Below are 16,116 nucleotides of genomic sequence, written 5' to 3'. Positions count from 1 at the left end.
GTTCGCGACTGCGGGGCTCGCAACACCGGCTCACTCCTCGCGCTCATGTCCGCTCGCCCTTGTCGACGGCCAGACCGCCGGTGGCCGCTCCGGTGGCCTCGATGTGCCGGTCCACCTCGGCGCCGAGGCTGCGCAGGATGTCCAGCACCAACCCGATCACGACCAGGTACACGCCGATGTCGAAGAAGAGCGACGTCACCAGGTGGGTGTCGCCGATCAGCGGCAGCCGCTGGTCGACCTTCGCGCTCTCCAGCACCGACCCGCCGGCCAGCAGCGCCACCAGGCCGCTGCCCACCGCCATGGCCAACCCGGCGCCGAGAATCGGGCCGGCACCGATCGGCGCCGCCTCGGTCAGCTCGTACCGACCGCCGGCCAGATAGCGGACCACCAGGGCGAGACCCGCCACCAGCCCTCCGGCGAACCCGCCGCCCGGCGCGTTGTGCCCGGAGAAGAGCAGGAACAGGGAGAACAGCACCACGGTGTGGAAGATCAGCCGGATGACCACCTCCAACACGATCGAGCGGCGCTCCTCGTAGAGGGTGGGACCACCGCGCAGCCACACCGGCCGGCCCCGCACACCCGTCCGCTGGTCCGCCTCGGGCCGGCGCGGCCGCGGCCCGGTGCGGGAGCGCTCGAAGATCAGGCTGGCCACCCCGGTCGCGGCCACCACCAGCACCGCCAGCTCACCCATCGTGTCCCAGGCCCGGATGTCGACCAGGGTCACGTTGACCACGTTGCGGCCGTACCCCTGCGCGACCGCCAGATCCGGGAAGGCCGCGGAGATGGTCGGGGCCTGGCGGGCGCCGACGGCGACGAGGGCCAGCCCGGCGGCCACCACGCCCACCGCCACCCCGATCACCCGACGGATCAGGCGGGTACGCCGCATCGGGCGGGCCGAGAACCGCTCCGGCAGGCGGCGCAGCACCAGCACGAAGACCGCGATCGTCGAGGTCTCCACCAGAAACTGGGTGAGCGCCAGGTCGGGTGCTCCGTGCAGCACGAACAGCATCGCCGTGCCGTAACCGGTCATGCCCACCAGCAACATCGCGGTCAGGCGGCGACGGGCACCGACCGCCAACACCGCCGCCACCGCGATCACCAGCACGACCACCGGTTGCAGCAGGCTGTCCCAGAGCGGAATCCGCGCCCGCCAGGGACTGGCGGAGAGCATCGCCACGCCCGGGACCAGCACCAGGGTGACCAGGATGACGCCCAGGTACTGCGGCAGGGAGCCGCGCTGGGTCGCGCCTGTGACATCGATGGCCAGCCGGTCGAACCGGCCCACCACCCACTCGTACCCCTGGTTGCCCCCCACCGGTGCGCGCAGCCGCGCCAGCACCGGGGCGAGCGGCCCGCGCACGGCGAAGAGCAGGCCACCGCCGACGAGCGCCAACACGGACAGGCCGAGCGCCGGGGTCGGTCCGGCCCACAGCGCCAGGTGCGCGTCGACCCCGCCGAGCAGATCGGCGTACGGCCGCAGCCCGTCCTCCAGGACGCTCGCGGCCGGGCCGGCGAGCAGACCGGCCCCGGCCAGCACCGCTGGCGGTACCAGCAACGACGCGGCGATCGACCCCGGCGGGACCGGCGTCACGCCCGGCCGGTCGGCGAACGCGCCCCAGAGAAAACGGGCGCTGTACGCGACGGTGAGCACCGTCCCGGCGACCAGGCCGGTGAGGAGCACCGGTTGGTCGGTGAACGCGGCGAACACCGCCTCCTTCGCCACGAAGCCGACCAGCGGCGGCACCCCGGCCATCGACGCCGCGGCCAGCACGGCCACCACGAACAGCGGCCGGGACCAGTGCCGCAGCCCGGACAATTCGCGCAGGTCACGGGTGCCGGCACTGTGGTCGATGATGCCGACGACCAGGAAGAGCGCCGCCTTGAACAGGGCGTGCGCCAGCAGCATGGCGGTGCCGGCCAGCGCGGCGTCCGGCGTGCCGGAGCCGGTCACCGCGACCAGCAGGCCGAGCTGGCTGACCGTCCCGTACGCCAGCAGCAGCTTGAGGTCGGTCTGGCGCAGCGCCGCCCAACCGCCGAGCAGCATGGTCGCCACCCCGGCGACCTGCACCACCGGCCGCCACGGGCCGACCGTGGCGAGCGCCGGCGCGAGCAGCCCGACCAGGTAGACGCCGGCCTTGACCATGGCGGCGGCGTGCAGGTACGCGCTGACCGGCGTGGGTGCCGCCATCGCGACCGGCAGCCACGAGCTGAACGGCAGCACCGCCGACTTGGACAGCGCGCCGGCCAGGATCAGCACCACGGCACCCACCAGGTACCCGCCGCCGGGCAGCGGCTGGGCGATGATCTCCGACCAGCGGTAGCTGCCGGCGTGCTCGCCCAGCATGATGAAGCCGACCAGCATGGCGAGCCCGCCCAGCGTGGTGACTGTCAACGCCTGCGCCGCCGCCCAACGGCTGGACCGCCGTTCGGTGCTGTGCCCGATCAGCAGGTACGAGAAGACAGTGGTCAGCTCCCAGCCCACGTAGAGCAGCAGCAGGTCGTCGGCGAAGACCAGGACGAGCATCGCGCCCGCGAAGGCGACCAGGACCGCGGCGAACTGCGCCAGCCCGACGGAGCCGGCGCTGAAGTAGCGGGCGCTGTAGATCAGCACCAGCGCGCCGACGCCGCCGATCAGCAGCGTCATCAGCCAGGACAGCGTGGTGAGCCGGAAGGCGATGTCGAGGCCCAACTGCCGGATCCACGGGTACGTCTCGACCACCGCCCCGCCACCGCTCACGGCCGGGGTGCGGGCCACCGCCCAGCCGAACGCGGCGGCCGGCGCGAGCGCCAGCGGGTAGCACGCGCGCGGACCCCACCCGCGGACGAGCAGGGGCGCGGCGAGGGCCGCCACGAGATGGAGGATGAGCAGTACCAGCACCTGCGCTCCCGATCGACATGGCCGACGCCAGTGGCAGCGGTGGCGCCTAGCAGCGATCAGACGACAGTTCGCAGCCCGCCGGGCCGGTTTTGCCGGAATTACCCCCAAACCCACCCACCCCGCCCCAGACCCCCACCCCAGGCCCCTTCCGTTGATCAAGAGGTTTGCGTCATCCGCGCCCGCTTTTCTGACGCAAACCTCTTGATCAACGCGGAAAAAGGGGGGTGGGGGGTGGGGTTAGTGCAGGAGGGCGTTGTTGAGGGGTTGGGCGTCGTCGGGGGCGGGGCGGCGCAGGTCGGCCAGCAGGTCGGGGCGGCCGAGCTGGCGGGCGACGCGGTCGACCACGCGTTCCGCGGCGGTCAGCGAGCGCACCGCGAGCAGACGGCCGCGACTCTCGCGGCGCAACACGAAGTAGTGCACGGCGACGCGGACCTGACCCCGATCGGCGGCGCTGGCCTGGGCGGTGCAGAGGACCAGCTCGCGCAGACAGCGGGCGAGACGTTCGGCGAGCTCGAGCTCGGGGCCGTGCAGGCCGGCGCGAAGGGCGGCGAGATGGCTGTCGACCTTGCGAATCAGCACGTCGGTGCCCGGTTCGACGGTGTGCTGCTCGCCGGCCATCACACCCCCTCACCCCGGTTCGCGTTGCGAGTGAAGTTACTTTATGTTGCTCCTCAGAAGCAAGCAGTTAAGTGAGACTTAACGTATTAAGCGCACGTTCCACGCTTTTTGCCTTTTGCTCGCCCATTCCGTCGTGAGCCGTTCGTGGATGTCAGACCGGAGGGGCACGATGGACCGGTGACCGGGGCAGACGCAGACACCGGCGCGGTGCTCGCCGGGTTCGGCCCAGCCACCCGCGCCTGGTTCGACAACGCTTTCGCCGCGCCGACGGCCGCGCAGATCGGTGCCTGGCGGTCGGTCGCCGCCGGTCGCAACGCCCTCGTCGTGGCGCCCACCGGCTCCGGCAAGACGCTCGCGGCCTTCCTCTGGTCACTGGACCGGCTGGCCCGCGAGCCGGCACCGACCGAGGCCCGCCAGCGGTGCCGCGTGCTCTACGTCAGCCCACTCAAGGCCCTCGCCGTCGACGTCGAGCGCAACCTGCGCGCCCCGCTGGCCGGCATCCGGCAGGCGGCCACCCGGCTGGGCGTGGCACCGCCCGACATCACCGTCGGCATGCGCACCGGCGACACACCCGCCGACGAACGACGGGCCTTCGCCCGCACCCCGCCCGACATCCTCATCACCACGCCCGAGTCGCTGTTCCTGTTGCTGACGTCCGCGGCCCGCGACTCACTGCGCGGGATCCAGACGGTGATCGTCGACGAGGTGCACGCGGTGGCCGGCAGCAAACGCGGCGCCCACCTCGCCCTCTCCCTCGAACGCCTCGACGAGCTGCTGCCCGCCCCGGCGCAGCGCATCGGCCTCTCGGCCACCGTCCGCCCGATCGACGCCTGCGCGCAGTTCCTCGGCGGCGCCCGCCCGGTCGACGTGGTGCAGCCGGCCACTCCGAAGACCATCGAGGTCAGCGTGCAGGTCCCGGTCGAGGACATGACCCGCCTGGACGAGCAGGAGCAGCCACCGGAGGACGACCTCGGCGGCCCCGGGCCACGTCGGGCGTCGATCTGGCCGGCCGTGGAGGAGCGGGTCTTCACCCTCATCGGGCAGCACCGTTCCACCATCGTCTTCACCAACTCCCGCCGCAGCGCCGAGCGCCTGTGCGCCCGGCTCAACGAGCTGGCCGCCGAAGCGGCGACCGAGGGCGCGACCGGCGTACCGGAAGGGTTGTCGGCCGACGACGACCCGGCGGTCGACGACGACCCGACGACCGGCGTGCAGCGGTGGGGTGGCCCCGCCGGCCCGGTGCGCAACCGGCCACCGGCCGAGGTGATGGCCCAGTCCGGCGCCGCCACCGGCGCGGCACCGGTGATCGCCCGCGCCCACCACGGCAGCGTCTCCCGGGAGGAACGCAAGCACATCGAGGAGGCGCTCAAGTCCGGCCAGCTGCCGGCGGTGGTGGCCACCTCCAGCCTGGAGCTGGGCATCGACATGGGCGCTGTCGACCTGGTGGTGCAGATCGAGGCGCCGCCGAGCGTGGCCGCCGGGCTGCAACGGGTCGGCCGGGCCGGGCACCAGGTGGGCGCGGTCTCCCGTGGGGTGGTCTTCCCCAAGCACCGTGGCGACCTGCTCTCCTGCGCGGTCGTGGCCGAGCGGATGACCGACGGCGCGATCGAGGAGCTGCACTACCCGCGCAACCCGCTGGACGTGCTGGCCCAGCAGATCGTCGCGATGGTGGCGCTGGAGCCGTGGGCGCTCGGCGACCTGGCCGTGCTGGTCCGCCGGGCCGCACCCTTCGCCGAGCTGCCCGACTCGGCGCTGCACGCCGTGCTGGACATGCTCTCCGGCCGCTACCCGTCCACCGCCTTCGCGGAGCTGCGCCCCCGACTGGTCTGGGACCGGGCCACCGACCAGCTCACCGGCCGCCCCGGCGCGCAGCGACTCGCGGTGACCAGCGGCGGCACCATCCCCGACCGGGGCCTGTTCGGGGTCTTCCTGGCCGGCGCCGAGCGGGCCGCCCGGGTCGGCGAGCTGGACGAGGAGATGGTCTACGAGTCCCGGGTGGGCGACGTCTTCCTGCTCGGTTCCTCCTCCTGGCGGATCGAGGAGATCACCCCTGACCGGGTGCTGGTCTCGCCCGCCCCGGGGCAGGCCGCCCGCATGCCGTTCTGGAAGGGCGACCAGCTCGGTCGGCCCGTCGAGCTGGGCCGGGCCATCGGCGCCCGCGTGCGCGCCCTGCTGCGGCAGACCGACGAAGCCGCACTGACCGCGCTTCGCGACGGCGGGCTGGACGACTGGGCCGCCGGCAACCTGATGGCCTACCTGCGCGATCAGCGGGAGGCCACCCGTTCGCTGCCCGACGACCGCACTGTCGTCGTCGAACGGTTCCGCGACGAGCTGGGTGACTGGCGGCTCGCCGTGCACAGCGTGCTCGGCGCCCGGGTCAACGGGCCCTGGGCGCTCGCGGTGGGCCGCCGGCTGGCCGAGCGGTACGGCGTGGACGCCCAGGTGATGCCCTCCGACGACGGCATCGTGGTGCGACTTCCGGACACCGCCGACGAGCCGCCCGGCGCTGACGTGGTGGTCTTCGAACCCGACGAGATCACCCAGCTGGTGGAGGAGTCGGTCGGCACCTCCGCCCTCTTCGCCGCCCGTTTCCGGGAGTGCGCCGCCCGGTCACTGCTGCTGCCGCGCCGCGACCCGCGCCGCCGCCAACCGCTCTGGCAGCAACGGCAACGCTCCGCCCAGCTCCTCGACGTGGCCCGCGAGTACGCGGACTTCCCGGTCACGCTGGAGGCCGCCCGGGAGTGTCTCCAGGACGTCTTCGACCAGCCGGCGCTGGCCGGGTTGATGCGCGACCTGGCCACCCGCAAGGTGCGACTGGTCGAGGTGGAGACCAGCGCGCCGTCCCCGTTCGCGCGGTCGCTGCTCTTCGGCTACGTCGGCGCGTTCCTCTACGAGGGGGACGCCCCGCTGGCCGAGCGCCGCGCCGCCGCGCTCGCCCTCGACTCCACCCTCCTCGGCGAGCTTCTCGGCCGGGTCGACCTGCGCGAACTGCTCGACCCGGCGGTGCTCGCCGAGACCGACCGGCAACTGCGGTGGCTGACCGAGCAGCGTCGCCCCCGCGACGCCGAGGACGTGGTCGAGCTGCTGCGCGTGCTCGGTGACCTGAGCGACGCCGAGCTGACCGAGCGGGGCGTGCCCGAGGGCTGGCTCAGCGAGCTGGAGGCCACCCGCCGGGTGCTGCGGGTCCGGATCGCCGGCGAGCAGCGCTGGGTGGGCGTCGAGGACGCCGCCCGCCTGCGCGACGCGCTCGGCGTGGCACTGCCGGTGGGGGTGGCCGAGGCGTACCTCGCCCCGGTGGCCGATCCGCTCGGTGATCTGGTGGCCCGTTACGCCCGCACCCACGGGCCGTTCGCCGCCGCCAGCTGCGCGGCCCGCTTCGGGTTGGGCGTGTTCGTCGTCGAGCAGGCGCTGCGCCGCCTCGGCGCCACCGGCCGGGTGGTCTCCGGGGAGTTCACCCCGGATTCGGCGGGCGCCCAGTGGTGCGACGCCGAGGTGCTGCGGATGCTGCGCCGCCGCTCGCTCGCCGCGCTGCGCCGGGAGATCGAGCCGGTGCCGCCCCGGGCGCTGGCGACGTTCCTGCCCCGTTGGCAGCAGGTCGGCTCGTCCGCCCGAGGTGTCGAGGCACTCGCGGCCACGGTGGAGCAGTTGCAGGGCGCGGCGGTGCCGGCGTCCGCCCTGGAGCGGTTGGTGCTGCCCGCCCGGGTCGCGGACTACTCCCCCGCCCACCTCGACGAGTTGTGCGCGAGCGGGGAGGTGCTCTGGGCGGGGTCGGGCGCGATCTCCGGGGGTGACGGCTGGGTCACCCTGGCGTACGCGGACACGGCGCCACTGCTGCTCCCGCCGCCCGACGAGGCGTTGACCCGCACCCCGCTGCACGACACGGTGCTCGACGCGCTCGGCGACGGGCAGGCGTTGTTCTTCCGCCCGCTGGCCGACCGGGTCGGCTCGACAGACGACGCCGCGCTGACCGCGGTGATCTGGGATCTGGTCTGGGCGGGGCACCTCAGCAACGACACCCTCGCTCCGCTGCGCGCGGTGCTCGGCGCCGGGGGCGCGCACCGCTCCCGGCCGTCCGCGCCCCGCACCCGCTACCGGCGGCCCGGCCGGGTGGCGCTGCCGACCCGTGGTGGCCCGCCGACGGTCGCCGGCCGCTGGTCCCGCCTTCCGGACCGGGACCTCGACCCGACCCGGCGCGCCGCCGCGCTCGCCGACCTGCTGCTGGAGCGGCACGGGGTGGTCACCCGGGGCGCGGTCATGGCCGAGCAGGTGGCCGGCGGGTTCTCGGCGGTCTACCCGGTGCTGTCGGCGCTGGAGGAGCGCGGCGCGGCCAGACGGGGTTACTTCGTCGAAGGGCTCGGCGCGGCGCAGTTCGCCGTACCGGGCGCGGTGGACCGGCTGCGCGCGCTGGCCGAACCGACCGACGGCGCCCGGGGGCGGGGCGCGGTGGCCACCGTGCTCGCCGCTACCGACCCGGCCAACCCGTACGGCGCGGCGCTGCCCTGGCCGGAACGGGTTGTCGACTCCGGCGACGGTGCCGCCCCGGCGACCGGGCACCGGGCCGGCCGCAAGGCGGGGGCCCTGGTGGTGCAGGTCGGCGGTGACCTGGTCCTCTACGTCGAGCGCGGCGGCCGGACGCTGCTCTCCTTCACCGACGACACCGACACCCTCGCCACGGCCGGCAAGGCGCTCGCCGACGCCGTCCACTCCGGGGCGTTGGGTGCGATGTCGGTGGAGCGGGCCGACGGCGAGGCCCTGCACTCCTCGCCGCTGCGTGACGCGTTGACCGCCGCCGGCTTCCGGGCCACCCCGCGCGGCCTGCGCCTGCGCGGCTGACCGGGCCTGTTTTCCGCGTCAGCCCAGGCCGTTGAGCACCTTCTCGTAGCGGAGCCGGTCGGCGGCCGGGGTCTTCGCCTCAAGGTAGTTGAGCACCACCGCACCGCGCCGGTACGACTGGCCGCTCCACGTCTCGGCGATGTCGCTGGCGCTGATCTCGTCGGGGAACACGTACACCGTGACGGCGTCGGTGGCGATCAGCTCGGAACAGCCCAGGCCGAGACCGTCGGGCCCGCAGTCGACCGAGCGGTCCTTCGGGTGCGGCACCTTCAGGCCGGCGGCCTTGAACGCGTTGACGACCTGGGTGGCCCCGGGCGCACCCGTCGGGCGTTTGGGCAGCACCACCGGCGGTGGGCTGGCCGGCCGGCGCTGCGTGGGCCCCTGGGGGGCGACGGACGGCGGGGCCGCCGGCGGGGCTGCCGGTGTCGCGGCACCGCTGGCGCTGGGCGGCGCCGCCGAGGGCGTCGGCGCGCTCGGCAGGCCGGTGGCCGCCGGGGCCGGGGACGACGAGGGGGCGGGGGCCGCACTCGACGGATCGGCGTCGCCACCGCCGCAGCCGGCGGTGACGGCCACGGCTACCAGCAGGATTCCGACGGCGGGCAGGCTCCGAATTGTCACCAGGGCAGTCTGCCCAACGCCATCCGGTGGCGGGAGGGGCCGGTCGGCCACTGCGCTGTCCCGAATCCGTCAGCCCACCCGGTTCCACTAGCCTGCGGGCATGTCCGCAGTGCCCTGGATCTCGCTGACCACCGACTACGGCCTCACCGACGGCTTCGTGGCCGCCTGCCACGGGGTCGTCGCCCGCGTCGCGCCGAGCGCCCGGGTGATCGACGTGACCCACCTGGTGCCGCCCGGGGATGTCCGGCGGGGTGCCGCGGTGCTGGCGCAGACAGTGCCGTACCTGCCGGTGGGAGTGCACGTGGCGGTGGTCGATCCGGGTGTCGGCACCGCCCGGCGGGGTGTCGCGCTGGCCGCACCGGGTGGGCTGCTGGTCGGCCCGGACAACGGGTTGCTGCTGGACGCCGCCGCCGCGCTCGGTGGGGTGACCGACGCGGTCGAGCTGACCGAGCCGCGCTGGCTGGCCGCCCGGGTGTCCCGCACGTTCCACGGGCGGGACGTCTTCGCGCCGGTGGCGGCCCGGCTGGCGCTCGGCGTGCCGCTCGCCGAGGCGGGGCCAGCTGTCGACCCGGCCGGGCTGGTGCGGCTGCCGACGCCGACGGTGACCCGGGACGCCGAGGGATTCACCGCCGAGGTGCTGACCGTGGACCACTTCGGCAACGTCCAACTGGCCGCACCGGCCGAGCTGCTCGATCCGCTGCCGGCCACGCTGCGGTTGGGTCCGCCGGGAACCGCGCCGGCTCATGCGGCGGTGCACGGGCGCACCTTCGGCGACGCCCCGGCCGGTGGCCTGGTGACGTACGTCGACTCGGCCGGCCTGGTCGCGGTCGCTGTCAACGGCGGACGGGCCGTGGACCTCCTCGCGGTGTCCGCGGGGGACCTGCTGCGGGTATCGGGCTGATGTTCGACTGTGGAATGCTTCTCCGGTGGGTGAGCATGTGGTTCCTGTGGGGTGTCCCTGCTGTGCGTCTCGGACCGGCGGGGGGACCTGTCCGGTCTGTTTCTGGACCGACGACGGCCAGACCGATGCCGACGCCGACACCGTCCGGGGTGGCCCCAACGGCGACCTGAGCCTCACCCACGCCCGTCTCAACTACGCCGTCTACGGTGCCAGCCACCCGCGCTACCAGGACATGGTGCGCACGGCTCGCCCCGACGAGCGCCCCTGACGCTGAGGCGGCGCCCGACGGGGTGAGCGTGGCTCAGCAGACCGGCACGCTGCCGCCGTACACACTCGAGATGTACGCGTGGCTGACGTACTGGCCGCTGGCAAGCCGGTTCCAGCGGGTGGTGGTGCGGTAGGGGCCGGCGACCGACTGACCGGTGACGTAGCACTGGATCGGCACGTGGGCCAACCGGGCGGCGAGGCCACGGATCGCGTACGACGTGCTGGCCCCGGTGCGGATGTTGAGCGGCCCGTCACCGACCACGCCGCGCGGCCCGCCGCCGGTCCACAGGTAGGCGACGTCGACCCAGGCGTTGGTGGTCAACCGCAGCCCGTCCCAGAACGTGCCGTCGGCCAGGTCGATGCCGGCCGGGTTGAGCACGGTCCGCCCGAACTGGTCCCGGCCACCGTTGTAGCCGGACTGGTACGCGGCCTGCGCCTCGGGTCGCCCCTGCGGCAGGTCCTTCCAGTTCTCCCGCACCGATGACGGGTTCCAGTAGTCGTCGCGGGTGTTCCACGGCCCGACGTCCCAGACCGGGGCGTACTCGCAGCGGGCGCCGTTGGTGGTGCAGACCCGCACTGTGTAGTCGCCGGTGTTGAGCGGGGAGAGTCCGCGCCGCGACGGCAGTGCCGCGAAGTGGTCCCGGGGTTGCACGGTACGGCCGTTGGCGGTCACCTCACCGACCAGCCCGATGCGGGTGGCGTACACCCGGTAGGTGCGACCGGGTGTGGCGGCGGACGCGGCGGCGTTCGCGTCGGCGGTGAGCCGCATGCCCCGTACCGTCGCCGTCGCTCCCTTGTCGGGGGCGGTGAGCACCACCCGGGCCTGTACCCGGGTGACGGGCCGGTCGAAGACGGTGCCGGCGGCCCGCCACTCCGTCCAGCCGGCGGTCCGCCAGCCGCGGACCTGCGCCTCCACCGTCGCCCCGGCGGGGACCGCGGCGTCGATCTCGGCGCGGACCCGGGTGGCCGGCCGGGCGAGGGTGCGGGGTGCGGTCAGCAGCATCCCCTCGGCGACGGCGCTGTGCGGGCTGCGGGCGCCGCGCCCGGTGGGCCGGGCTTCCCGCAGGCGGAGGCCGGCGGCGGTGCGTCGGACGTTGACGTCGTCGCGGTCGACGATCGTGAGGTCGGCGCTCCACCGTTCGTCGCCGGGTGCGGCGGCGACGAGGGCGATCGGTGCGCCGGCGGCCGGGACGTTACCGGTGGTGGGTAGGAGCGCTGCGGTGAGCAGGAGGGCGAGGGTGGCGATGAGGGCGACGGATGGGATACGACAACAGGGTCGCGTCATGGGCATTCTCCTCAGAACCCCCTGACCTTCGCATGTCAGGAGATCATGAGGAACCTGTGTACAAATAGCGACACATGCGAATCTTGCTCGAAGAGGGAGAATGGCAGGGTGCCCGAAGGCGACACCGTCTGGAACACCGCGCGCGTGCTGCACCGCGCGCTGGCCGGCGCGCGGATCACCGGCAGTGACTTCCGGGTGCCGCAACTGGCGACCACGGATCTCACCGGCTGGACCGTCCGCGAGTCGGCCAGCCGGGGCAAGCACCTGCTGCTGCGGCTCGACACCCCCACCAACGAGCACTGGAGCCTGCACTCCCACCTGCGGATGGACGGCGCCTGGCGGGCGTACGCCCCGGGGGAACGCTGGAGCGGTCGACCCGCGCACCTGATCCGGGTGGTGCTGCGCAGCCCCGGCGCGGTAGCGGTCGGCTACCACCTGCACGAGCTGACACTGGTGCCGACCGCCGACGAGGACCACCTGGTCGGCCACCTCGGCCCCGACCTGCTCGGGCCGGACTGGGACCCGGCCGAGGCGGTCCGACGGCTCGCCGAACACCCGGAGCAGACCATCGGCGAGGCGCTGCTGGACCAGCGCAACCTGGCCGGCGTGGGCAACCTCTACAAGTGCGAGGTGCTGTTCCTGCGCGGGGTGTCACCGTGGACCCCGGTCGGTGGGGTGCCCGACCTGCCGGGCCTGGTGACTCTCGCGCAACGGCTGCTCGCCGCCAACCGGGGCCGGTGGACGCAGAGCAGCACCGGCTCGCTGCACCGGGGGCAGACCAGCTACGTCTACGGCCGCCGTGCCCAGCCCTGCCGCCGCTGCGGCACCGCGATCCGCAAGGAGGAGCTGGGGGAACGGGTCACCTACTGGTGCCCGGCCTGCCAGCCCGAACGCCCGGCCCCGCCACCGGCCGGCTGACCAGGCTCCCACCGATCGAGACCCACGGCAGAAACGGACGATTGGGTAATTCCTAACCGGCCGCCGACGTCGCATGCTGCGGTTGAGCGCTCACCGACCGTCAGCAGAGTGCCGAGGTTCCCCACGTCGGGGTGGCGAACCTCGCGCCCCGAACCGGGGAGAGTCATGGCGATGTTCCGCAGACTCCGCTCCACCTTCCTCACACGGACCACCCGCGACACCGACGCCCCCGCCACCGGCCGGGGGGCGTCCGTGCCGGCCGCGCGTACCGCCGAGGAGGTCGTCGCGACACCGAGCCTGGACCCGGCCGTGGTGCCCCGCTACTTCGGCCCGGTGCCGAACTTCGCCCACAGCCCCCGCCCGACCCGCGACCCCGACGGGCAGGTGACGGCCGGGTCCGGGCTGCGCAAGTTCGTCGACCCGCTGCCCCTCCCCGGCCAGCCGGGCCGCGGCGACCTCGGCAACCAGCTACCGGTCGCAGTGCCCGACACGATCAGCTATCCGGGCTGCGACTACTACGAGATCGGCCTCCAGGAGTACGCGCAACGGCTGCACCGGGACCTGCCGGCCACCCGGCTGCGCGGCTACCGGCAGCTCAACCTGGGCACCGACCCGGCCGGCCACAACACGGTGGTGCCACCGGAGCGACAGTGGCACCTCGGGCCGATGATCCTCGCCCGTCGGGGTCGACCGGTCCGGGTGAAGTTCATCAACCAACTCCCCACCGGCCGGGCCGGCGAGCTGTTCCTGCCGGTCGACGACACGATCGAGGGGGCCGGCCTCGGCCCGCTGGACGGACCGGCGCCGTACCCGCAGAACCGGGCCGTGCTGCACCTGGCCGGGGCGCAGACCGGCTGGACCAGCGCGGGCAACCCGGGGCAGTGGATCACCCCGGCCGGGGAGATCACCCCGTACCCGACCGGACCCGGGCTGGCCCACGTGCCGGACATGCCGGCGCCCGGCGCCGGAGCCACCACTCTCTACTTCCCGAACGAGCAGAGCGGCCGGCTGCTGTGGTTCCACGACAACACCCTCGGCCTGGCCCGGCTCACCGTCTACGGCGGACAGCTCGCGCTCTACCTGCTCACCGACCCGGCCGAGGACCAGCTCGTCGCCGACGCGGTGCTGCCGGCCGACCAGGTGCCCCTGGTGATCGAGGACAAGACGTTCGTCCCGGACGACGCCCAACTCGCCGCCGAGGACCCGACCTGGGACCGGGAACGCTGGGGTGCCCGGGGCAGCCTCTGGCACCCGCACGTCTACCAGCCCCGGCAGAACCCGTACTCCTCCGGCGGACGCAACCGCACCGGCCGGTGGGACTACGGCCCCTGGACCCGCAACGCCGCAGCCCACGACAGCCACCCCGACGGCTGGGTGCCGAATCCGTACCACGACCCGGTCGACGCCCCGGACGAACCACCGCTGAACCCCGGCGTCCCGCACCCGTCGGCTGTCCCCGAGGCGTACGGCGACACCCCCCTGGTCAACGGCGTCGCCTACCCGTACCTGGAGGTGCTGCCGCGCACGTACCGGTTCCGGATCCTCAACGCCTGCCTGGACCGCAGCCTCAACCTCCAGCTCTACCGCGCCCGCTCCGACGCGGCGATGTGGACGGCCGACGGCGCGCTCGCCGACCCCGACGCCGGTGAGGTGCCGATGGTGCCGGCCACCCGCGCGGCGGACCGGCCGGCGCTCTGGCCGACCGACGGACGCGACGGCGGTGTGCCGGACCCCCGCGCCGCCGGCCCGGAGTTCATCCAGATCGGCAACGAGGCCGGTCTCCTGCCGGCCCCGGTGGTGCTGCCGAACCGACCGATCGGCTACCGGTACGACCGGCTCGACCCGACAGTGCTGAACGTCGACGGGCACACCCTGCTGCTCGCACCGGGTGAGCGGGCCGACGTGCTCGTCGACTTCTCCGCCGTGCCGCCGGGCAGCACGCTGATCCTGTACAACGACGCTCCGGCCCCACTGCCCGGCTTCGACAGCCGCTACGACCAGCACACCGACGCCCCGGACCGCAGCGCGGAGGGTGGCCCGCCCCCGACCGAACCGGGGTACGGCCCGAACACCCGCACCCTGCTCCAGTTCCGGGTGAACGGCACACCCGCGCCGCCGTACGACCTGGACCGGCTGCGCGACCGGCTCCCCTTGGCGTACGCGGCCAGCCAGCGCCCGCCGATCGTCCCGCAACCGGCGTACGACCCGGCGTTCGGCACCCGGACGACGACGTGGACGACGGTGCCGGTGCACGCCACCACAGTGACGTTCACGCCGACGGCGGGCACCGGCCCGGTGACCCTGCCGATCACGGTGAAGGCCGCACAGCAGATCTTCGAGCCGGACCACGGCCGGCTGGCGGGCCGGCTCGGCGTGGGACACCCGCACGCCGGGCCGCTGCACCCGACGACGCTGCCGCTCGGCGCGACCGACCCGGCCACCGAGGTGCTGTTCGCCACCGACACCGCCGTACCGGTGGGTGCCCCCACCGACGGCACGCAGCTCTGGCGGATCAGCGGCAACGTCCGGCAGACCGAGCCGGTGCAGGTCGACGGCTGCGACCTACAGGTGATCAACCGGGTCGGCTGGGACGGCACGCTGCGCCTTTCGCACGACACGGAGCTGGGCTGGAAGGGGATCGTCCGGGTCAACCCCCGGGAGGACGTGGTGGTGGCGCTGCGTCCGGTCGCGCCGGTGCTGCCGTTCAAGCTGGGCGACAGCCTCCGGCTGCTCGACCCCTGTCGCCCGGCCGGCGCGCGGGCCGGTTCGACGCCGGTCAGCCCGGCCGACGGGCGACCCGCCACAGTGGTCAACCAACTGGTCAACCTGGGCTGGGAGTACCGCTGGCACAGCCAGCTCGCCGGCCACCGCGACGGCGGGATGACCCGACCGCTGGTGCTGCGGGTGACGCCGAAGGCGCCGACGGGGCTGACCGCCACCCCGGTGCCCGGGTCGGCCACCGCACTACCCGCTATCGCGCTGGCCTGGACCAGCAACGGCGGGCGACCGGCCGCCACCAGCCACCTGCTGCAACGGGCCACCGACGCGACCTTCGGCGGCGAGGTCACCACGATCACCGTCGCTGCCGCCGCCACCCGGTACACCGACGCGACGGTCACCCCGGGGGTGACGTACCACTACCGGATCCGGGCGGAGAACGCGGTCAGCTACTCGTCCTGGTCCAACGGGGTGCCCGCCTCGGTGCACCTGGCCGCGCCGAGCGGTCTGGTGGCGGCGCTCCCGCCGGCGGCACCGCTGCGGGTGGCGTTGCGCTGGACGAACCGGTCGTTCGCCACCGGCATCGACGTGCAACGGGCCACCAACCCGACGTTCACCAGTGGCCCGGGCACCACGGCGATCGGGGTCGGTGACAACCACCTGGACCCGACAGTGGCACCGGACACCACGTACTACTACCGGGTGCGGACCACCTACCTGGGTGCCGCCTCGGCGTGGTCGACGATCGCCACGGTGACCTCGCCACCCCCGCCGGGCGTCCCGACCGGGGTGAGCGCCACCGGCACCGCGCCGGGGCCGGACACCGCGACGGTGATCCTGGCGTGGGCGGCCAGCACCCCCGGCGGCCCGGGGTCCGGGTTCACCGTGCAGCGGGCCCTCGACCCGACCTTCGAGCAGGAGGTGGCCACCTTCACGGTGACCGGCCGCGGCTTCACCAACACGGGGCTGGCCCGGGGAGTGACCTACCACTACCGGATCCGGTCGTTCAACGTCGTTGGCACCTCGGCGTACACCGGGCCGGTCCTGGTGACGACCCCACCGTGACGGGCCGGCGGTCCG

General features: G+C 74.1%; 9 protein-coding genes. 5 read left to right on the top strand and 4 right to left on the bottom strand.

Features of this window, described 5'->3' with window-relative positions:
* Positions 1-43: 43 nt before the first annotated feature.
* Both QCZ28_RS13755 and QCZ28_RS13750 read right to left on the bottom strand, forming a co-directional pair.
* Positions 44-2,878 (bottom strand): Na+/H+ antiporter subunit A, encoded by a 2,835-nt coding sequence (locus QCZ28_RS13755; protein ID WP_279517009.1) that lies wholly within the window; start codon positions 2,876-2,878, stop codon positions 44-46.
* A gap of 237 nt (positions 2,879-3,115) precedes the next feature.
* The gene (locus QCZ28_RS13750; RefSeq protein ID WP_279517008.1) at positions 3,116-3,496 is read right to left on the bottom strand and encodes a hypothetical protein; all 381 of its coding nucleotides are present in this window, start codon (positions 3,494-3,496) and stop codon (positions 3,116-3,118) included.
* Between the two features lie 177 nt (positions 3,497-3,673).
* Between QCZ28_RS13750 and QCZ28_RS13745 the strand changes: the two genes are divergently transcribed.
* Entirely contained in the window at positions 3,674-8,329 is a 4,656-nt protein-coding gene (locus QCZ28_RS13745) for an ATP-dependent helicase (RefSeq protein WP_279517007.1), read from the top strand.
* Positions 8,330-8,347: 18 nt separating this feature from the next.
* Here QCZ28_RS13745 and QCZ28_RS13740 read toward each other — a convergent pair whose 3' ends face one another.
* Positions 8,348-8,947: a hypothetical protein gene (locus QCZ28_RS13740; RefSeq protein ID WP_279517006.1), complete on the bottom strand. Its 600-nt coding sequence runs from the start codon at positions 8,945-8,947 to the stop codon at positions 8,348-8,350.
* Between the two features lie 100 nt (positions 8,948-9,047).
* Here QCZ28_RS13740 and QCZ28_RS13735 point away from each other — a divergent pair, with 100 nt between their 5' ends.
* Positions 9,048-9,848 (top strand): SAM-dependent chlorinase/fluorinase, encoded by an 801-nt coding sequence (locus QCZ28_RS13735; RefSeq protein WP_279517005.1) that lies wholly within the window; start codon positions 9,048-9,050, stop codon positions 9,846-9,848.
* A gap of 25 nt (positions 9,849-9,873) precedes the next feature.
* Positions 9,874-10,116 (top strand): CPCC family cysteine-rich protein, encoded by a 243-nt coding sequence (locus QCZ28_RS13730; RefSeq protein WP_347815105.1) that lies wholly within the window; start codon positions 9,874-9,876, stop codon positions 10,114-10,116.
* Positions 10,117-10,149: 33 nt separating this feature from the next.
* Here the strand turns inward: QCZ28_RS13730 and QCZ28_RS13725 are convergent, their stop codons facing one another.
* Positions 10,150-11,400, bottom strand: coding sequence for a hypothetical protein (locus tag QCZ28_RS13725; protein ID WP_279517004.1), 1,251 nt, complete (start codon positions 11,398-11,400; stop codon positions 10,150-10,152).
* A 108-nt stretch (positions 11,401-11,508) separates the two neighbouring features.
* On the opposite strand from QCZ28_RS13725, the gene QCZ28_RS13720 reads away from it, so the two are divergent.
* Both QCZ28_RS13720 and QCZ28_RS13715 read left to right on the top strand, forming a co-directional pair.
* Positions 11,509-12,318 (top strand): DNA-formamidopyrimidine glycosylase family protein, encoded by an 810-nt coding sequence (locus QCZ28_RS13720; RefSeq protein WP_279517003.1) that lies wholly within the window; start codon positions 11,509-11,511, stop codon positions 12,316-12,318.
* Between the two features lie 165 nt (positions 12,319-12,483).
* The gene (locus QCZ28_RS13715) at positions 12,484-16,101 is read left to right on the top strand and encodes a hypothetical protein (protein ID WP_279517002.1); all 3,618 of its coding nucleotides are present in this window, start codon (positions 12,484-12,486) and stop codon (positions 16,099-16,101) included.
* Positions 16,102-16,116: the final 15 nt, after the last annotated feature.

Source organism: Micromonospora sp. DH14, assembly GCF_029809455.1.
Lineage (GTDB): Bacteria > Actinomycetota > Actinomycetes > Mycobacteriales > Micromonosporaceae > Micromonospora > Micromonospora parva.
The sequence above is the reverse complement of the archived record's forward strand: the minus strand, read 5'-3'. Positions and strand labels throughout refer to the sequence as shown.